General features: G+C 70.3%; 14 protein-coding genes and 1 pseudogene. 7 read left to right on the forward strand and 8 right to left on the reverse strand.

The window, feature by feature from the left end; all coding sequences use genetic code 11:
- Nucleotides 1-87: 87 nt before the first annotated feature.
- Nucleotides 88-966: a MurR/RpiR family transcriptional regulator gene (locus LIV37_RS01385; RefSeq protein WP_020865322.1), complete on the reverse strand. Its 879-nt coding sequence runs from the start codon at nucleotides 964-966 to the stop codon at nucleotides 88-90.
- A 333-nt stretch (nucleotides 967-1299) separates the two neighbouring features.
- Between LIV37_RS01385 and LIV37_RS01390 the strand changes: the two genes are divergently transcribed.
- A complete protein-coding gene (locus tag LIV37_RS01390; protein ID WP_121825949.1) occupies nucleotides 1300-2643 on the forward strand; it encodes an endonuclease domain-containing protein in 1344 nt (447 codons plus the stop codon).
- A gap of 217 nt (nucleotides 2644-2860) precedes the next feature.
- Nucleotides 2861-4696 carry a hydroxysqualene dehydroxylase gene (locus LIV37_RS01395; protein WP_121825948.1) on the forward strand — a complete coding sequence of 612 codons (1836 nt, stop codon included), beginning with the start codon at nucleotides 2861-2863 and terminating at the stop codon, nucleotides 4694-4696.
- A 246-nt stretch (nucleotides 4697-4942) separates the two neighbouring features.
- Here LIV37_RS01395 and LIV37_RS01400 read toward each other — a convergent pair whose 3' ends face one another.
- Complete coding sequence (locus tag LIV37_RS01400; protein ID WP_020865325.1) at nucleotides 4943-5545, reverse strand: TetR/AcrR family transcriptional regulator; 603 nt, start codon at nucleotides 5543-5545, stop codon at nucleotides 4943-4945.
- Between the two features lie 92 nt (nucleotides 5546-5637).
- On the opposite strand from LIV37_RS01400, the gene LIV37_RS01405 reads away from it, so the two are divergent.
- Complete coding sequence (locus tag LIV37_RS01405) at nucleotides 5638-6420, forward strand: MBL fold metallo-hydrolase (protein WP_020865326.1); 783 nt, start codon at nucleotides 5638-5640, stop codon at nucleotides 6418-6420.
- Nucleotides 6421-6660: 240 nt separating this feature from the next.
- On the opposite strand, the gene LIV37_RS01410 is transcribed toward LIV37_RS01405, so the two are convergent.
- From LIV37_RS01410 to LIV37_RS52435, 3 genes and pseudogenes are all read right to left on the reverse strand, one after another.
- The gene (locus LIV37_RS01410; RefSeq protein WP_148717886.1) at nucleotides 6661-8349 is read right to left on the reverse strand and encodes a hypothetical protein; all 1689 of its coding nucleotides are present in this window, start codon (nucleotides 8347-8349) and stop codon (nucleotides 6661-6663) included.
- Between the two features lie 194 nt (nucleotides 8350-8543).
- Entirely contained in the window at nucleotides 8544-8927 is a 384-nt protein-coding gene (locus LIV37_RS52430) for a RidA family protein (protein ID WP_243146490.1), read from the reverse strand.
- Between the two features lie 183 nt (nucleotides 8928-9110).
- Nucleotides 9111-9896, reverse strand: a pseudogene (locus tag LIV37_RS52435) (IclR family transcriptional regulator); the annotation flags it as partial.
- A gap of 95 nt (nucleotides 9897-9991) precedes the next feature.
- Here LIV37_RS52435 and LIV37_RS01425 point away from each other — a divergent pair.
- Together LIV37_RS01425 and LIV37_RS01430 are read left to right on the forward strand one after the other, a co-directional pair.
- The gene (locus LIV37_RS01425; RefSeq protein WP_158634955.1) at nucleotides 9992-11221 is read left to right on the forward strand and encodes a M20 family metallopeptidase; all 1230 of its coding nucleotides are present in this window, start codon (nucleotides 9992-9994) and stop codon (nucleotides 11219-11221) included.
- A gap of 223 nt (nucleotides 11222-11444) precedes the next feature.
- Nucleotides 11445-12884 carry an MFS transporter gene (locus LIV37_RS01430; RefSeq protein ID WP_020865330.1) on the forward strand — a complete coding sequence of 480 codons (1440 nt, stop codon included), beginning with the start codon at nucleotides 11445-11447 and terminating at the stop codon, nucleotides 12882-12884.
- Between the two features lie 78 nt (nucleotides 12885-12962).
- Here LIV37_RS01430 and tpg read toward each other — a convergent pair whose 3' ends face one another.
- The 3 genes from tpg to LIV37_RS01445 all read right to left on the reverse strand — a co-directional run bounded on the left by tpg (nucleotide 12963) and on the right by LIV37_RS01445 (nucleotide 16950).
- Nucleotides 12963-13520 carry a telomere-protecting terminal protein Tpg gene (tpg, locus tag LIV37_RS01435; protein ID WP_020865331.1) on the reverse strand — a complete coding sequence of 186 codons (558 nt, stop codon included), beginning with the start codon at nucleotides 13518-13520 and terminating at the stop codon, nucleotides 12963-12965.
- 12 nt (nucleotides 13521-13532) lie between these two features.
- Nucleotides 13533-15740 carry a telomere-associated protein Tap gene (tap, locus tag LIV37_RS01440; protein ID WP_020865332.1) on the reverse strand — a complete coding sequence of 736 codons (2208 nt, stop codon included), beginning with the start codon at nucleotides 15738-15740 and terminating at the stop codon, nucleotides 13533-13535.
- Between the two features lie 103 nt (nucleotides 15741-15843).
- Nucleotides 15844-16950, reverse strand: coding sequence for a PP2C family protein-serine/threonine phosphatase (locus LIV37_RS01445; RefSeq protein WP_243146427.1), 1107 nt, complete (start codon nucleotides 16948-16950; stop codon nucleotides 15844-15846).
- 396 nt (nucleotides 16951-17346) lie between these two features.
- Here LIV37_RS01445 and LIV37_RS01450 point away from each other — a divergent pair, with 396 nt between their 5' ends.
- Together LIV37_RS01450 and LIV37_RS01455 are read left to right on the forward strand one after the other, a co-directional pair.
- Nucleotides 17347-18174 carry a calcium-binding protein gene (locus LIV37_RS01450; protein ID WP_020865334.1) on the forward strand — a complete coding sequence of 276 codons (828 nt, stop codon included), beginning with the start codon at nucleotides 17347-17349 and terminating at the stop codon, nucleotides 18172-18174.
- 175 nt (nucleotides 18175-18349) lie between these two features.
- Nucleotides 18350-18853: a hypothetical protein gene (locus LIV37_RS01455; RefSeq protein WP_148717884.1), complete on the forward strand. Its 504-nt coding sequence runs from the start codon at nucleotides 18350-18352 to the stop codon at nucleotides 18851-18853.
- Nucleotides 18854-18912 lie beyond the last annotated feature (59 nt).

The raw sequence follows: 18912 nt of genomic DNA on the forward strand, positions 1-18912 counted from the left end.
CGGGCCCGGTGCGCGGACGCGGGCCGGGTGCGATGATCTCGGCGCCGGAGTGGTGGGGCGTCGAGGAGTGTCCGGTGTCCGGCACCTCTACTCCAGGTAGATGTCCAGGTCCTTCCACAGCTGCTGGGTGCGGCGGATGGCCGCCCTGCTGCGCTCCGGCTGAGCCGCCTGCATTCCGGCCAGCAGACCGTAGACCACCGAGGTGGCCGCGGTGACGGACTGGAAGAAGGAGATGCCTTCCGACGGCACGATGAACAGATGCTCGGCCACGGTGGTGGCCAGACGGCCGCGGCGCATGTCCGTGATCGCCACCACCGCGGCGCCGGCCTCACGGGCGGCCTCGGCGGTCACGATGATCTGCTTCATGGACCGCCACATGTTGACGACCACGAGGACGTCCCCGGGGCCGAGGCTGTTGACGGCACTGGCCAAGTGCACTCCGCCCCGATTTTCCAGCGATATCGGATAGCCCATCGTGGAGCCGAGGTGGGCCATGACGCTCGCCGGTCCGGCGAAGGAGCCGGCGCCGACGACGAGGATCGACTTGGCCGCGGCCAGGGTCGCGATGGCGGCCTCCGCCTCCGCGGCGGTGTTGTTGTCCAGGGTCTGGCGCAGATTGTCGATGTCGTGTGTGAGGGCGTCGTGCAGCGGGCTGCGATGCTCGCCGGACTGGGTGAGCTTGTCCTCGGTGGAGATCAGCACCAGGTAACGGGCGCGCAGCTCACGCTGCAGGTCCGGCCAGCCCCGGTACCCCAGTGCCTGGGCGGCTCGGACCACTGTGGAGCTGTTGACGTCGGCCCGCTGAGCGATCTCGGCGAGGTCCGCGTAGGAGGCCAGCTGCGGGTTGCGGACGATCACGTCGACCACGCGTGACTGCGCCTTGGACAGCCGCACCCGGGGCAGTGCGTCGCCCAGCCACTGAGCGTCGGCATGGTCGAGGATCTCGTTGTTCTGTGCTGTGGGCACGCCTTCGCTCCCAGGTATGAGACGGAGCATCCTGCAAGGAATATTGCAGCACTGTATATTGCAACCCTTGTTGCGGGAACCCCTCGGTGTTCCGGGGAGGTAAACACTCCGGCGCGAGGGTGTAGTGGCCCTGACCGCGGATCTCAGCAGGCGAATCGACGGCAGCGGACGAGAGCGCGGACGACTCTCGCGCGGACGAGGAAGGTGGCCTGACGGAATCCCCCGGCCGTGTCGCTGTCGAAGGGGCGGGCGGCGGACGCGGTGTGGGTGGCGGCCCGGCTGACCGAGGCGCTTGGAACCCGTTGCCGCGTTGCGGGCCGTTAGCCTGTCGGTATGTCAGAGCGTGTCATACCCGGTCGCACGGACGGCCTGATCACCCTGGGGGCCGCGGACGCTCTGTGGGTCGATGTGACGGCCGACAGTGCTGTGCCGACGGCTTCTGGGGCATTCACCCGCTCTCCTGCCCATGCCCGGGCGGGGTACGTCCTGCTCGGCGGCCATGTGGTGGCGACGGTGAGGGCGAGCGGCGGCCAGTGGAGGGTTCCGGAGCTCGAGGTGCGCCGGGCGGCCGCGGAACTGAACGCGGTGGGGATGGATCGGCACGACCTGATCCGCATCGGTCCATTTCGTAAGGCGCCGAGTCAGGAGTGCGACGAGGAAACGCCGCTGCGCTGGCGTCGGCGCATCACGGGGGAACTGCAGCAGCTGGGCGGCCCCGAGCGGGTAGCACGAGGTGAAGTCGGCCGACCGTACCATCTGGCGGGAATCGACTGGCGGCGGATACTCGTGGAGCAGGCCCGCGACGGGACACAGCGGACGTGGTGGCTGCCGCGCGCCGTGGTCAGGCTGCTCGACGCGGCCGAGCACACCGAAACGCAGTGGGTGCGAGCCGCGCGGACCCGCCAGGCAGGCGCATCCGTCACCGAGCCGCCCTCCCACCCCCGGCAGGCCCGAGAGGCCGACGATCGGCAGACGACGAGCCCAGGCGGGCCCACCGTCTCGCCGCGCCCGTACAACGGAGAGCTGGAAGGCCAGCTGTACTCGGTGCTCAGCAGAAAGCCCGGTACCTCCCGCAGGATGGCCGGGTGGGCGTGCGCCGTCTGCCGCACCGCGCCCGCCGCAGTCCTCGACCACTGCCACGAACACGGCTACGTCCGCGCCCCCGTCTGCCAGTCCTGCAACACCCAGGAACGCCCCGACCACCTGTACAGCAACGACATCCGCGTGGCGAACCGCTACACACGCCTCTTCCACATCGACACCGACCACTGGCTTCGCCACTGGCACCGCTGCCCCGGCTGCCGCGCACGCACCACCTTGCCCCTGCCGCACCTCGCCGCATGGACCGCCCAGATAGCCTGCCGATCGCTGCGCCCGACCCACCGCACCTCCCGCGGGCGCCAGCCCTGCGGTGTCCTGCGCGTGTCCTGGACGGGCAGTCAGAACGCGCCCCGTTCCTGCCTGCTCACTGTCGCAGTCGATTTCTGCCCCTCCGGCGAGCACCGCGTCCTGGCGCGAGTCCCCTACCGCGAAGCCGCCGAGCGCTTTGGTCTCTGGTTGGCCGAGACGGCCCCTGCCGTGGCCGCCGCGGCCGGTCCTGACCGCTTGGACGGACTCCCCGCCCAGTTCCGGCCAGTCATCGCGGACACCAGCGGCGAGGGCCTGGCACTGTTCTGAGCGGGCACCGGGAGACCATGACCGCGCAGCGGGCGCTCCCCGGCCGAAGCAGCCCATCGACCCGCGCCGCGCCTCGGGTGCGAGCCGCGGATACGAGTCGACGGGCCGGCTGCCCGAACACGCCCGGCATCGCCGCCTCCTGCGTTTGTGAGGATGCTGTGGGTGACGGGAAATAGGGCTTCCGGCTTCCGGCGCCCCTCCCTACCCTTCGGTGTTCATGACAACTGACAACGCGCAGCAGTCCCAGGGGCACAACGGGCACAGCCGCAGACGCTTCCTGACGGCGACCGGGGGCGCTGTCGCCGGAGTCGTCGGCGGGGGAACGGCCGGCGCATTGGGGACTGCCGGCAGCGCGGCCGCAGCCTCCTCCGGCAAGCGCGTCGCCGTCCTCGGCGGCGGAGTCTCCGGCCTCAGCGCCGCCCACGAACTCGCCGAACGCGGCTACGAGGTCACGGTCTACGAGTACTACGACGCCCTCGGCGGCAAGGCCCGCTCCATGGACGTCCCCGGGACCGGAACGGGCGGCCGCAAGCCGCTTCCCGGCGAGCACGGCTTCCGCTTCTTCCCCGGCTTCTACCGGAATCTGCCGGACACCATGCGTCGCATCCCCTTCCCCGGCAACGCGAGCGGAGTCCACGGCAACCTCCGCAGCGGCACGGAGGCGTTGTTCGCGCACGGCTCGGGCCGCCCGGACCTGCACTTCCCACTCCGCCGGGCCACCACCCCGCCCGCCCCCGGCGACCTCACCCCGTCCTGGATCCGCGACCAGATCCTGTCGGTGCTGGACCTCGCCACCCACCTGCCCGCCAACGAGGCCGCCTACTTCGCCGACCGCCTCCTGGTCCACCTCACCAGTTGCGACGCCCGCCGCGAGGACCAGTGGGAAAAGGTCGCATGGTGGGACTTCATCCGGGCCGGCGAAATGAGCCGCGAGTACCAGGTACTCCTCGGCATCGGCCAGACCCGCAACCTCGTCGCCACCCGCGCCGAGATCGCCTCCACCCGCACCGTCGGCCGCGTCATCATCGAGGCCCTCCTCCTGTGGGGCCTGCTCGGCCGCGGCATGGACGGTGACGCGGACATCGACCGGGTGCTGAACGCCCCGACCAGCGAGGCGTGGATCGACCCCTGGGAGAGGCATCTGCGCTCCCAGGGCGTCGGGTTCGTGCTCGACACCGAGGTCCGGGAGGTGGTGCACGACGGCGGCCGGGTGAGCGGCGTACGGGTGGCGGCGCGCGACGGCAGCCGGCAGCGCACCATCACCGCCGACCACTACATCTCCGCCCTCCCGGTCGAGCACGCGCGCGCGACCTGGGGCCCGGCCCTGCGCGCCGCCGACCCGCAGCTCGGGCGGTGCGACACGCTGAAGACGGACTGGATGACCGGCGTGATGTTCTACCTGCGCACGCCCACCCCCGTCGTGCACGGCCACATCAACTGCATCGACTCACCGTGGGCGGTCACCGGAATCGGCCAGACGCAGTTCTGGGACGTACGGAACTTTTCGCGCGACTACGGGGACGGGCAGGCCCACGAGTGTCTGTCCGCGATCATCTCCGAGTGGGACAAGCCCGGCATCCTGCACGGCAAGACGGCCCGTGAGTGCACCAAGGACGAGATCGTCGCCGAACTGTGGGCCCAGCTGAAGGACGGGCTGAACGACTCCGGCAAGACGACGCTCAGGGACGAGGACCGGCTCGGCTGGTTCATGGACCCAGCGGTGACGGGCCTCGGCGGCCCCGATCCGCGGAACCGCGAACAGCTCCTCATCCACCCCACCGGCACCCTCTACAACCGCCCGTCGGCCAGGACAGCGGTGCCGAACTTCTTCCTCGCGGGCGACTACGTCCGTACGGATGTGGACCTGGCGACCATGGAGGGAGCCAACGAGTCCGCGCGACGCGCCGTCAACGCACTCCTGGACGCGGAGAATTCGGCCGCCGAGCGGTGTCGCATCTGGGAGTTGTTCCGGCCGCCGGAGATGGAGCCCCTGAAGCGGGTCGACGAGGTGCGCTATCGGTTGGGGCTGCCCAACACCTTCGACCTGGGGTAGCACCCGGCACGGAGTTGCACCGGAAGGGCCGCCGCCCGACCCACAGCAGGGATCCCCGACGAACAGCTCCACCCTCTACGGCAGACGGAAGCATCGGTCCGTGCGCTCCGGGCCCGGATAGTTCCTCATCATTCCGCCCAACTGGGTGAGATGGGGCGGATCCACAGTTCGAAGTCGCCGTTAGGGCCACCACCCACCCCCTGCCCGTGCTCGGCGCGCTCCGCCAGTGCCCGGTCCGGCGTACGGTCAGGGCTGGTCCAAGGCCCGTTCGATCGCGCGGTGGGCCCGGCCCACGGCCGACCGGTCGTGCTGGAGTTGCATGGCCGCGTTCAGTGCCAGCCCGGCGGCGACGATCTCGAACAGCGCCTGGTCGATGTCGAACCCGGCGGGCAGCTCGCCGTTCTCCACCGCCGCGGTCAGGTCCGCCCGCAGCTGTTCCCGCCAGCGCGACCACACCTCGGCCACCGCGTCGCGCACCCGGCCGGGGCGGCCGTCGTACTCGGTGAGCGCCGCGGTCATCAGGCAGCCGCCGGGCAGCAGTGGCGCTTCCAGATAGCCCACGGAGTTGGCGCACACCGCGCGCAGCCGCCGCAGACCCGGCGGTTCGGCCAGTGCGGGCTCGACCACCCGGTGCCAGAAGTCCACGAACGCCTTGTCCAGCGTGGAGATCTGCAGCGTCTCCTTGGTGCCGAAGTGCTTGTGCACCCCGGACTTGCTCATCTCCAGCTCCTCGGCGAGCCGGCCGATGGTGATGCCGTCCAGCCCCTCCTCGGAGGCGATCTCGGCGGCACGGCCGAGGATCCGGCCCCTGGTGGCCTGCGCTTCGGCCGCTGAGCGTCGTGGTGACATGCCACAAGGATAGCGTACGGCCGTTCGCTATTGATTTAGCGAACGACCGTACGATAAATTCCACGGCACCCACCGGGACGAAGGAGTGCGAGATGCGGGTGCGACGACTGGGCTGGGCCGGACTGGAGATCGAGGCAGGCGGCAAGCGACTGGTGATCGACTACGTACGGGACCTCTCACCGCTGTTCACGGGGTGGAAGCCCGGCGAGGGGCTGGCGGTGCCGAGCGGGAAGGTCACCGCCGCACTGGTCACCCACCTGCATCGGGACCACACCGACGCGTCCGCGCTCGCGGACGCGGTGACGCCGGGGGCGCCGGTGCTGCGACCGGCACCCGGTCACGGCGACGACGTGGACAACGTGACGACGCTGCCGGCCGAGCGCGAACTGGCCCTGCACCGGCTGGCCGCCGAGGTCGTGGATGCCTGGTCCACCCGCGAAGTCGGGCCGTTCCGCGTCACCGCGGTCCCCTCCGTCGACGGGCTGGGCGACCCGCAGCTGAACTGGGTGGTGCAGGCCGACGGGCAGCGGGTCTTCCACGGCGGCGACACGATGTTCCACGGCTACTGGTGGCTCATCGCGCGCCGGTTCAGCCCGTTCGACGCGGCGTTCCTGCCCGCCAACGGCGCGGTGGTCGACGCGCCGCACCTGCAGCCGCCGAGCCCGCTGCCCGCCGCGATGGACCCGAGGCAGGCCGCCGCGGCCGCGGAGATCCTCGCCGCCCGGTACGCGGTGCCGATGCACTACGACGCGGAGCAGCCGGACAAAATCCCGGGCTACGTCGAGGTCTCCGACCCGGAGAACGAGTTCCGCGCGCACGCCGGACGGCGCGCACACGTGCTGGCCGTCGGGGAATGGCTGGACCTGGCCACATGACCGGAAACTCCGCCGCCCCAACAGGCTCGGGCAGCAACCGGATACAGGTCCGATGCGCACGAAGCAGACCACGACCTCCCGCGGTCACGCCGGGCGCTGGAGCACGACGGCGCCCGGCCCGCCGAGGTTGCCGGCCTCGGCCGGGCAGAGCTCGCCGAGCCGCGCGAGCGGTACGCCGCCGACGGCTGACCTCCCCGGCGTGCACGCCTCTGGCGGTTTGGCGGCCCGCGGGCCGTGAGGTCAGCCGGCCGGGAGCGTCAGCAGCATCTGGACGAACTCCGCATAGACCTCGGCCCGTTGGTAGCCGGTCATGACCCGCTGCTCGGCTTCACGCAGCCGCTGCTCGAAATCCGGACACTTCAGCAGCGTCCGGCGCAGGTAGCGCCCGCTGATCCAGCGGCTGAGGTCCTTGCCCGCGGCCGCCACATCGCTGAACCTCGGGAACGACTGATTGCCCAGGATCACCGCCAGCGCCTGGCCGGCCTCGGCGAACTCCTTCAGCCCCGGCAGCTCCTTGCTGTGCGGCACCGCCCTGACCCGGTCGTAGTCGCGGCTGACCGCCTCGATCCGGGCGATCTCGCGCGGATCGACCCTGGCCCCCTGGTACAGCGACCGGCAGAACGCCCAGCTCTGCTCCATGCCGATGCTCTCGTACAGGATGGTCTTGCCCGCCGCCAACGCCTCCGACGTGCTCTGGTTGCCGGTCGTCATCATCACTGGCTCACTGGCCCTGACCAGCTTCAGCAGGTCGGCGTGGCCGATGCGGGCGGTGACGACGAGATGCAGCCGCTTGCCGTCCTCCAGACCGGTCTCGAAGGAGGACCGGACCATGGAGCTCTCGGCCGGGAGCTCCGTCAGCTCCACACGACCCACGCCGCGCTCGGCGAGGTATCCGCGCAACGGCTCCTCGGTCAGACCCGCCACCAGCCAGTTCCGGTTCAGCGCGAACTTCGGGTTCCAGAACTCCGGGCAGATCTGCACCACATGGACATCGTGCTTGCCGGCCTTCTCGAACTCCGCCAGGACCAGCGCGAAGCGGCTGGCGCTCTTGTTGGTGTACGAAAAGTACAGCCGCGACCGCGCGTCGCCGGCATACCTCTTCAGGTTCGCGTCGAGGTTCTCCGCCTCGTCCTCCGGGAAGAGCGCGGCCAGCAGCGGCCGGGCATTGCCCGAGAGCGTCGCCAGGTACTCCAGCCGGACGGTGCGGCGGACCGCTTCGTCCTCACCCAGTGCCTCCTGGGCCCGCTTGTACTCGCGCAGATCCGCGTCGAAGGTAATGCCGCGTTCCTCCTGGCCGAGCCCGGTGGCGAAGGTCTTCCCGCCACCGAACGGGGCGGCCTCGGTCTTGGCGTACTCGGTCAGCGCCATCGACCTGCCGCCCCACGCCGACTCGACAGTGGTCTGCAACGCCTTGGTCGCCGCCAGTTGCGGTGTGACCAGCACGTATTCAGGCGCGCGGTCCTTGGCGAATACCGGCTCCGCCTTCGGGTTCGCGTCACTGCCGGGAAGGATGACATAGGGCAGACCACAGCCGTCGAACAGCTCCGGCAGCTTCGCGTGCGCCTTCGCGGCGGTCAGCAGTGCCACGTCGTTGGCAGACGGGCCCTCCGTGCTGAACACCAGGCGCAGCGCCTGCGCCGCCTTCACGCCGAGCATCAGGTCGCCGCGGCCGTTGGCCTCGTGGGTGTAGACCGAGACCGCCGAGCGGCCGGTCCAGCGCAGACAGCTGTAGAGCTGGTCGATGATGAGCGGGACCTGCTTCTCCTGCTGCCCCAGACGGATGGACTTCGGGAAGCGCGCGCACACATCTTGGGGATACGGGTTCACCTCCTGCGGTCGCAGATGGACCCACGGTTGGGTGCGCTGCTGGAGCAGGGCCTCGCGGGCCTGCTCCATGTTCTCCTTGTACCGGTCCCACGCTAATTGCATGACGCCCCCTGTGATTCGCCGGCTCCCGGGCCGGTCCGCTGCCGCAGAACGCGTGCGCGGTCGACGGAAGGACCGCTGCCGTGGGCACGTCAGCGGGCAATGCATGGAGAAGTGTTCCGAACCTTACACGGTCGGTAATCAATTGGTGACACATGGCGAGGCTCACGCCCGGCCGGGGGCGGAGGCGGCGGGTCTCAGCGGAGGACCGCCATCATGTCGATCTCCAGCAAGACGTTCGCCAGATCGGCGCCGACCGTGGTGCGGACCGGGTAAGGCGGGGTGAGGTGACGTTCGTAGACGGCGTTGAAGTCGTCGAAGTCCCGGTTGAGGTGCTGAAGATGGACGGTCGCGCGCACCACGTCGGAAAAGTCCAGTCCATGCGCGTTCAGCACCGAGGCCAGGTTGCGCATCGTCTGCTCGGTCTGCTCCTCGATGGTTCGGCCTGCGACGCGGCCGGTGACGGGATCGTGCGGTCCCAGGCCGGACGTGTGCAGAAAGCCGCCCGCCACGATGGCCTGCGAGTAGGCGCCGACCGGCTGGGGTGCGGCTTGAGTACTGATGACCTGGCGTCTGTCCACGTGGGCGGCTTCCTTCGCGGGGTGCTGCGAGGTCGGTTCGGAGCCTCTGCTGCTTGGGCGGCCAGAGCCGTTGGGCACGGCGACACTGCCGGGGTGCCCGGCGGGACCGTGGGTCCCGAGGTGGGCCCCACCGTCGGCAACGCCCGCCCTGCCCGCCCTGGCACCGAGCGCGCGTGATATTTCGTGGGCGGCTCCACGGACGAGTGTGCCCAGCGACGAGACCGACGCGCTCTGCGCACTGCCCGCCATCGCACCGGACAGACCAATGGCCGCGACGGGGGCGTGGTCATGGTTGGAGATGGGGGCGTCCACGCTGAGCACGCCCGACCCGGCGGTTCCGTCCTCGACGGCGAAACCGTGGCGCCGTGCCGCATTGACTGCCGCGCGCAGCTCCTCGGCCACCACTTCGCTCGCCGGATCGCCGGCCGCCGCCAACCGCGCCGCCTTTTCGGCCCGTGCCACCTCGGCGTCGTCGAGCCGGGCCAGCAGCGCCCACCCGGCCGTGCCGGTGTGCAGGGGATGACGCGCGCCCAGTCGGGGTCGTACGGGCATCGGGCCGCTGCCCTCCACGGCATCGACCAAGACGGTCTCGTCGGCTTCGCGGATGCTCAACCGTGCCGTATGGCCGGTCTGCCCGGCCAAGCCGGCCAGCGCGCCCCGAGCGACTTCCCGCAGGTCCAGCCGTTCCAGGTAGGCGCCCCCGAGATAGGCGGCATGGGAACCGAGCCGATAGCGGGCTCGCTCCGCGTCGCGCAGCACCAGCCCATTGTCGGTGAGCGGGGCCAGCAGCCGCAGCAAGGTGCTCTTGTGCAGACCCAGACCCCGCGCGATGTCCTTGAGGGACACGCCCGCCGGATCGGGGTGGTCAGCGATGTAGTCAAGCACCGTCAGCGCGCGCCGCAACGACGAAGAGCGGTTACGGCCGCCGTGCCCTGAGGGTCGTTCCCCTCTGTGTCCGTCACCCTGCACGGTCTCCCTTCTCCTTTTCGTGGCTTCCGCGCTGCCGATTGCTCCCCGTGCAACGGCTCTTGACCATGCCGATCCTGCCTCCTACCGTCAGCCAAATGCAACACCACATTTTGCAATGCAGTACCGATGAGACATTGCTGGCCGAGCTGGTCGCCATTCCCAGCGTCAACCCTCGCGAGCAGGCCGTCGCGGCGGAGACTCCGCTCGCCGAATTCGTCGCGGATTACTGTCGCCGCCTGGGCATGACCGCCCGACTGGACGAGGTCGCCGACGGCCGCTGCAACGTCGTCGCCACCATGCCGGGACGCCGCACCGACGAGTGGCTCCTGCTGGAGACACATCTGGATACCGTCGAGACCGAGGGAATGGCCCTCGACCCCTTCACCGCACACGTCCGCGACGGCCGCCTGTACGGGCGCGGCGCCTGCGATGCGAAGGGGCCACTGGCCGCCTTCCTCTCGGCGCTCGCCCGTATCGCCGCCTCCGGGCGCCCGCCCGAGCGCACGGTCGTGCTGGCAGGTGTCATCGACGAGGAGCACCGCTACCGAGGCGTGACACACCTCCTCGGTCCGGACGGAGGGACGGACACCACGGGCGACGGCAGCGATCGATTCGCCGCACGCTGCGCCGGTGCTGTCGTCGGCGAACCGACCAGCCTCGCCCTTGTCGTGGCACACAAGGGAGTCATGCGCTGCCGCATCGTCGCCACCGGACCCGGTGGGCACAGCTCCCTCCCGGAGGGGCGGGTCAACCCGGTCGAGACGGCCGCCGAGGTGGTCCGCCATCTGCGCGCGGAGGTCGCCACTCGGCTGGCCCGGCAGCAGCGGCCGCTGGTCGGCGCACCCACCCTGGTCACCACACAGATATCCGGCGGTTCAGGACCCAACGTCCTGCCTGAGCGCTGCGAGATCACCATCGACCGTCGCACCGTGGGCGGCGAGGAGCCCATGCAGGTGTGGCGGGAGCTGAAGGACGAGCTGGAGAGCCACTTCCCCGGCCTTGTGGAGGTGGCACCGCCACACGTCGTCGACCACGCCCTCCCCGCGCAGAACGAGGGAACCGGCGCCGCATTCTCCGCAGAGGTCGGCCGTGCCCTGACTGCCCATGGGCTTGACCCGACGGGCATCGGCGTGGGACACGGCACCGACGCCAGCAAGATCTGCCGGGCCGGCATACCCTCCGTCGTCTTCGGCCCCGGCTCCATGACCGAAGCCCACACCCCCCGGGAATTCATCGAACTCAGCCAGCTGGCCACGGCGACCGACGTACTGGTCACCCTGCTCACCACCGGCTCCGGCCGCACCCCGGGCGGGCACGGTGACTGACGCACCTCGCGGCACACCCTGAACGGACGTCCCCCGTACGGCTTCTGCTGCGCAGCGGCGCCTACTCCTCCCACGACGACCCAGATGATCTTCACCCCTGAGGAGGGTCTCGCGCTGCTGGACGCCCGTGATCTCCCCTTCGACGAGGGCCGATCAGCGCGCCTTCTTGCGTTTCCCCCTCCCCTCGATCCGGCCTCACCGTCCCCAGGAAGGATCACCACCAGTGTCCCGCTCCCCCTCCCCCACCCTGTCCAAGGGCACCGCCCGGCGCTCCGGCGGCGACCGGCCACCCACACCGCGTACTCGCTGGGCCGTACTCGCCGCCAACTTCATGGTGCTGGGCCTCAATTACGCGGACCGGGCAGCCATCGGCGTCGCCGCGCCGTACATCATCGAGGAATACGGCTTCTCCGAGACCGCGTTCGGCTGGATCCTCAGCATCTTCGCCGTTTCCTACGCACCCTTCGGGCTCATCGGCGGCTGGGCCGCCGACCGTTTCGGCCCCCGCAAGGCCATGGGCTGGGCGGCTCTCGCCTGGTCCGCCTTCACCGCCGCCACGGCGGCGGGTGCCGGATTCATCAGCTTCCTGATCATCCGGATTCTCTTCGGCGCCGCCGAAGGCCCCCAGGCAACCGTCACCGCCAAGCTGATGAACACCTGGTTCCCGCGGCGGGAGCTCGGCACGGCCATCGGCGTCGCCAATGCCGCCACACCCCTCGGCGGAGCCGTCGGAACCCCCGTCGTGGTCGCCATCATCGAGGCGACAAACGGCAACTGGCGTGCGCCCTTCATCATCTTCGGCATCGTCGGCGTGCTCTTCGCAGTCGGCTGGTTCGCCGTCGTACGGGACACCCCTGAGCGGCACCCCTGGATGAAACCCGCGGAACTGCGCGAGATCCGCGGCCCGGAGGGCGAAGCAGCGGCAACGGGGAAGACCCCCGCTGCCGAAGACCACATCCAGGGAGATGAACACAAGGCCAGAGAGAGCGACGCGGCAGGAGACAAGGCGGGCACAGAGCCGTCGGCGCTGCCGGGCGTGTGGCACTACGTCGCCCGGCCGGTCATCTGGACCACGGCCCTGGCCTACTTCGGCTACGCCTGGATCCTCAATGTCTTCCTGACCTGGTTTCCCACTTATATGGTCAGCGAGCGCGGCATCGATCTGGACCACTTGGCCGTCGCCGGTGCCATCCCATGGGTCGGCGGCTGCATCGGCATGATCGCGGGCGGCATCACCACGGACTGGCTCGTACGCCGCCTCGGCGCCGCCGCCACCGTACGCCGCTGGACGATCGTGATCTGCCTGATCCTCGCGGCGGCGCTGTTCGGCGGCATCGCGTTCGTCGGAAGCGCCGTCGAGGCCGTGGCGCTCATGACGGTCATCATCTTCCTGCTCTACTTCACGGGTGCGCAGTACTGGACGGTGGTCGCCGAGGAGGTGCCCGGGCCACGCTACGGCACCGTCGCCGGCGTCGTGCAGTTCATCGCCGGGTGCGCCGGCTTCCTCGCCCCGCTCATCACCGGAGCCGTGGTCGACCACGCACACTCGTGGACGACGGCATTCACGACCGCGGTCGTCATCGCCATCGCCGGAGCACTGCTGCTGGCCATGGCCGGACGCGGCAGGACGGCACGCGGCTCCGCGGGGGCAGGGAGGTCATGACCGGATGGCGGAGCGTGCGCCCCAGGTCGGTCCGCGGCACATGCTGCCCACAAGCAGATGGCTGCGCGACAGCGGCTGCTACAGGTCGAACTCCAGGTGCTCGATGTCCGTGAAGCGGACCTCCTCGAGCTGGCCGGCGCGGCGGCCGTTGTCCTGGAAGTAGACCTCCTTGAGTGCCTCGGCGGCGATCTCCTTGAGCTGCTGTTCGCCGGCGCCGGCCTCCTGGGCCTCGAAGAGGCGGGCGGCATACTGCGGGGGCAGGGCGACGGTCAGGTGCCGGAGGCGGTCCTGGTCCGTCGTCCCGATCGGCGCGGTGTAGCCGAGCCGGGCGCGGGTGTCGATGACGATGCCACCCGTGGTCGCCGCGGTCTGCCGGGCCTTGGCCCTGATCTGCGGCTGCCACCGCTTCTTCACCTCGCGCTCCAGGCGCGCGGCGAGATCGGGACGGGGCTTTTTGATCTGGTCCTTCACGTACCGCTCGACGGTGCGCTGGGATACCCGCAGCATCTGGGCGACCGCCCTGGTGCCCTTGAGCTGCTTGACCAGGTAGCGCATCTGCGCGGGTGCGCTCTTGGGCGCCGGGCGGGTGAAGGACTTCTGTACCGCGGCGTCCAGGCCGTCCCCGAACAGGCTCATCGTCGCCTTCTCCTACTCTCCGTTGTCGACGTCGGTGACGGTGCCGTCCTTGATGTACCGGGCGAGGTTGAGCTCGGGGGCGTTGAACTGCTCGCGTACGCCCTCGCCCCACAGGACGGTCTGGGTGCCCTCGTGCTTGACCAGGCCCGGGTTGATGCCGAGCTTGAAGCCGCCGGGCAGCGGCTTGCCGTCGCGGTAGGGCAGGAAGTCCAGCGGGCTGGTGCCGTCGGCCGCGTACACGACGCAGTCGGAGAGGACCGCGACCGGGTACTGGCCGGTGAACGCCGCATGCTTGACGATCTTGCGGTGCAGGTTGATCCGTGTGCGGGAGATGACCGCCGCGCGGATGTCCGGCCGCCATGTCGGACGGGACAGGGCCCGCCACGTCTCGCCGGGCCGCCAGCCCTCACCGCGCGGGCGTTCGCGCAGCTTGCCCAGGCCGCCCTTGACCGTCGCCTTGATCGCGGAGACGACGATCGCCAGCTCGGGGTCGCGCTCCTTGTAACCGTCCATCGCCGTCAGGAAGTCGGCCGGTGCCAGGTCCGCGCCGACGCCGAGGTCGGCCATCGTGGCGAGGTAGGCGTCCCTCAGTCGGTTGTACCAACCGTCCAGGTAGCGGCCGTTGTCGTAGCGGACGTACGCCTCGCTCGGCGCGACGTCGTAGCCCAGTTCCACCGCGTAGGCGACGGTGGGCGTCGCGTACCAGGCCGGGCCGTCGGGGCGCTCACCCTTCGGTGTGAACGGGCTGGGCAGCAGAGCGGCGTCCAGGTCCGCCCACTTGTCCTTGCCGACCTTCACGCGGGAGAGGTCGACGTGGGACAGGTCGACCAGCCACGAGCCGGGCAGCTTCGCATCGAACACCGGGTTCTTGACGTGCGTGGGCGCGCCGAGACCGACAACCAGGCCGTTGGCACCGGCGGCGAAGGCCATGTTCACATCGATGCCGACCAGGTACCGCAGGGTGCATTCGGCGTCCGTCATCGGGCGTGCCCAGTCGTACGCCTCCTCGAACAGCTTCTCGCCGGGGCCTCGGACATGGAAGCGCGGCAGGTCCGCCAGGAGCGGGTGCCCGTCCGGCGCCTCGCACGGAGCGCAGGCCACCGGGTCCTCGCCCAACGACCCCGGGGCCTTGTCGTCGGCCTTCCGGAAGCCGCCGGTGGCCTCGTCGCGCACGGCGTAGGTCGGCGGGTGCAGCGCGGTCATCAGTTCCAGGCCGGTGACGGCCGTGGAGCCGCGCGGGGTCATCACCCGGGCCGCGTAGGCGCCCAGGAGCCGGGCGAGTTCCGCCGGCGGGAGCTGCGCGGCGTGGCCCCAGTGGCGGGAGTCGAGCGCGTTCCAGGACGGGATGCACAGCTGCACGCACTGGCGCTCCGAGCCCTTGGCCGGGCGGTAGATCCGCGCCCACGGGCCGAACCCGCGCTTGGTCAGCTGCCAGTCCCCCCGCGTCAGCTGCTTGATGACCTTGTGGCCCCCCGGGATCCGCCCGGCGAGCCGCTCCTCATCCGTCAAGGCGACCGGCAGACCGTAGCGCTCCAGCGCGGCCTCGGTGAGCACGAGCAGCGGGTCGGCGTCCTTGCCCGGCCCGGACAGCTTCGGCTGCCCCAGCTTCGCCTCCTTCAGCGTCCACTCCACCAGGGCCGGGATCGACTTGGCGGGCACGTCCAGGACCAGGCCGCCGACGCAGTACGCCAGCAGCACCTGCCCGTCGGCGTCGGCGTCGACGACCGCGAGCGGCCCGTTCTCGAACCGCGGATCGATGCCGTCTGCCGAGATACCGGCCGGAGCCGCCTTCCGCGTGCCGGGGCGGCGCGACGTCGATGTCGGCCCGGGAGTGGCCGCCGGGCGTGCCGCGGTGGCCGGAGCGGTCGCCGCGCGTGGCGCGGTGTTCTCCGGAGCCGTCATGGCAGGCATGGCGCTTGAGGTGGGGCTTTCGGCCGCAGCCGAGGTGCCGTCGGTCGGCCGGGGCGCGGGGAAGCGGGCCGCGAGGCCCTCGAGGAGCCGTGCGTATGCGGCACGTTTCGGCGGCCGCGGATCGGTACGTCCGGCCTCCCAGCTCCCCACCGCCTCGCGCCGGGTCCGCAGAGCGTTCGCGATCTGCTCCTGCGTCAGTCCGGCCGCTTCGCGCAGACGTTTGCGCTCCGCGGGTTCCGGCAGCGGATCCAGTGCAGCCTGTTCCAGCAGCGCGTCAACGGCACCGAACAGCTCTTCCTCGCTGGACAAGAGCTCACCTCCCGGCCACCATCCTACCTCAAATCGCGCACCAATCACACATAGAACGCTCGTGAATCCCTCATGGAGGGAGGATAGGCTGCCGTGCTACCCCTCAGCGAACCGGTGTGAGGGCCAGGATCGCCATGTCGTCATGCCGCCGTCCCCCCGCCCAGTCGGTGACATCGGCGACGAGTGTGTCCACCACCTCCGACGCCGTGCGGAAATCCCGGTCGGCCAGCCTCGTGCGAGGTTCGTAGTAGGTCCCGTGCCGGTCGCGCGCCTCGGTGACACCGTCGGTCACCAGCAGCAGGTAGTCCCCCTGATGGAAGGGGAAAGTGTCACAGCCGGACTCGCCGATGTCCTCAGGCATCCCCAGCCCCAGGGGAAACCCCGGAGCCGAGGGCTCCAGCGACGTCACCCGGCCCCCGCTGATCAGATACGGCGGCGGATGACCGCGGTGGTGCAACCGCACCCACCCCTCCTCCTTGCTGACCTCTACCAGTACGGCGGTGGCGAACTGCTCCAGTGCGTCCGGCTGGTCGCCGACGTCCGCCGCGAACCGGGCCAGGGCCCGCTCCATGTACTCGGCCAGCTCCCGCAACGTGGCCGCCTGCTCCGCCGCCTCACGGAAGGCGCTGGTCGCCACGGCCATGGTGGACACGGCGGGCAGACCCTTGCCCCGTACGTCCCCGATCAGCGCCCGCACCCCGAACGGCGAATCGCGCACCGCGTAGAAGTCTCCGCCGATCAGCGCTTCCGCGTGCGCACACTCATAGCGGGTGGCCACCGACACCGTCCCCACCCGCGCGGGCGGCAGCGGCAGGACCGCCCGCTGCGCCACCTCGGCCACGGCGCGCACCGCCGCGAAACGCTGCCCCTGACGCTGGACCACCCACTTCAGCCACAGCGCGATCACGCTGATCACCGCCACATCCAGCAGGTTCACCACGAGCGCCGTCAGCGGGCGGTTCACCAGCACATCCACACACACCGCCAGCACACACGCGACGGCCGCGGTGATCACCGCGCCCCGGAACGTCAGCACCATGCAGGCCGCGAGCGGGCTGGCGGACAGCAGGGGCAACCCGGCGTAGGGCACCGGCCCGAAGACGTCCAACACCACACCGCCGATCAGCAGCAGCACCGGGACCATGGCGAGCAGCCCGGCCCAGCCGCCGCGCCCCTTCTCCACCGACCGGCCCACCCCGCGCCTGCGCACGCCGGCTCCTCGGCCATCGGCCCTCGTCTCGTCCGCCATCCGCGCTCTCCCGCTCCGTGTCCGGCCTACGGCGATGAGAGAGTGCTCTCCCGCTCATACCGCCATACCCGACGGCACGGACGGAGTGCGGAATGCTGAGCCACGTGGCGGAGATCACCGATGGCCGATGCCCCGTATGGCATCGCCACCCGTTTCCGGGACTCACCGGAATTCCCGCCGCTCGTAGAACGCACATTCCGACAACGCGGAGAAAATTCCCGGTGCCGTAGAGCTGAACGCGAAATGGTAATTCGAAAAGGCCGGTGAAATGGGCATGCGAGTGGCACAACCCCGCGCGGATCTTCCACGTCGAAACGGGTGATCGGAAATCAGATCCACTCCCCACGGAGGTCTTTCGTGTCCACCCTTGGCCCGCGCTCCCGCCGCGTCCGCCCGGTCGGCGTCGCCGCCTTACTGGCCGCCGCGGCCAGCACCGGACTCTTCGCCTGGAGCGCCCAGGCCGCCACCTCGCCCGCGTCGTCGTCGCCGGTGCCGTCGGCCGCGTCGCCGGCCACCGTGACCGTCACCGACGGAGTGATGGCCTACACGGCGGCCGACGGCCAGACCAACAAGCTCACCATCAAGCGGGTCAGCGAGACCGACACCACGCTGACCTTCGGCGTCGACGACGTTGTCGAGATCTCCGCCGGCACCGACTGCACCCACCCCACCGCCACCGACCTGACGTATGTGACCTGCACCGTGCCCGTCCCCGACCCGGACCACGGCGGCGACCAGGGCAACGTCGAACTCGGCGACGGCAATGACAGCGCCAAGATCTCCGGCGGCGATGTGAACGTCTACGGCGGGGACGGCGACGACACCATCACCGGCGCCTCCGTCGTGGTGGGCGGCGACGGCGACGACACCATCAGCCACGCCACGAACGCGAACGGCAACGCCGGAAACGACACCATCACCGACTCGTTCGCAGTCTGGGCCGGGGACGGCGACGACACCGTCATCGGCGATGACGTGGCCAACGAGATCTACGGCGGCCCCGGCGACGACTACCTCGACGGCGCCGGGAACGATGACTCGATCGACGGCGAAGGGGGCGACGACACCATCAAGGGCGGACCGGGCAACGACTACCTCTTCGGCGGCCCCGGCCAGGACGACATCGACGGCGGCCCCGGCGACAACGTCATCGACCAGGACGGATCCATCCCTGAGGGGTTCTGAGGGGACCTCAGAGGCCGCAGGGGCAGGGGCCTGAACGACAAGACGGCCCGGGCCGACGACCCGGGCCGTTCCGCCACCGAGCGGGCAGAACTCACCCCCTGACCCAACCATCCGCCAGCCGGTGGCCCACTGAAGTGTGAGGTCGCGGGGGTGGGGCGCTGGTAGGGTCCTGACCATGTCCAGCCAACAGCAGCCAGGATGGGACAACGCTGGTCAAGGGGGGCCTGCTGGGTACGGTCCCGCCCCGTATGCCACGCAACCGCCCTATCAGCCGTATCCGAACGGCGGCGCGGTCCCGGGCGGGCATCACCCCCAGTCGATGACGATGCCTGGAACGGTCCGCGCCGCACAGGTGCTGTTCTTCGTGATGGGTGGGCTCGGCCTGCTCGGCATGGTGCTCGCCATCGCGACGGACCACATGGAGGCGGCTGGCTCGATCTTCGCAACGTCGTCCCCGGCATTCGTGGGCCTGGTCAGCGCCCTGCGCTTCCCGAAGAGGAAGCCAGGCTCACGGGGTACGGCGATCATCATCGCTTCGCTGATGATCGCCGTCGGGCTGGGCACGCTGGGGCAGGGGCAACCGGCCGGGCTGATCCTGGGCGGGGTTGGCACCACCATCGTGATCCTGCTGTCTCAGCGGCAAGCCCGTCCCTGGTTCGGCCGTCCGGTCCGTCCCTGACAGACGGAACCCCAGACATGGAGATCTCCCCGAAGGTAACGGCTGCAGAACTCCTCGCG

The sequence above is a fragment of the Streptomyces rapamycinicus NRRL 5491 genome (assembly GCF_024298965.1).
In the GTDB taxonomy this organism is placed as follows: Bacteria; Actinomycetota; Actinomycetes; order Streptomycetales; family Streptomycetaceae; genus Streptomyces; species Streptomyces rapamycinicus.

Coding starts and splice junctions, on each gene's coding strand:
- LIV37_RS01390 (WP_121825949.1), top strand. CDS start 1,300: ATGTCAGAGCGTGTCATACCCGGTCGCACGGACGGCCTGATCACCCTG.
- LIV37_RS01395 (WP_121825948.1), top strand. CDS start 2,861: ATGACAACTGACAACGCGCAGCAGTCCCAGGGGCACAACGGGCACAGC.
- LIV37_RS01400 (WP_020865325.1), bottom strand. CDS start 5,545: ATGTCACCACGACGCTCAGCGGCCGAAGCGCAGGCCACCAGGGGCCGG.
- LIV37_RS01405 (WP_020865326.1), top strand. CDS start 5,638: ATGCGGGTGCGACGACTGGGCTGGGCCGGACTGGAGATCGAGGCAGGC.
- LIV37_RS01410 (WP_148717886.1), bottom strand. CDS start 8,349: ATGCAATTAGCGTGGGACCGGTACAAGGAGAACATGGAGCAGGCCCGC.
- LIV37_RS01425 (WP_158634955.1), top strand. CDS start 9,992: ATGCAACACCACATTTTGCAATGCAGTACCGATGAGACATTGCTGGCC.
- tpg (WP_020865331.1), bottom strand. CDS start 13,520: ATGAGCCTGTTCGGGGACGGCCTGGACGCCGCGGTACAGAAGTCCTTC.
- LIV37_RS01455 (WP_148717884.1), top strand. CDS start 18,350: ATGTCCAGCCAACAGCAGCCAGGATGGGACAACGCTGGTCAAGGGGGG.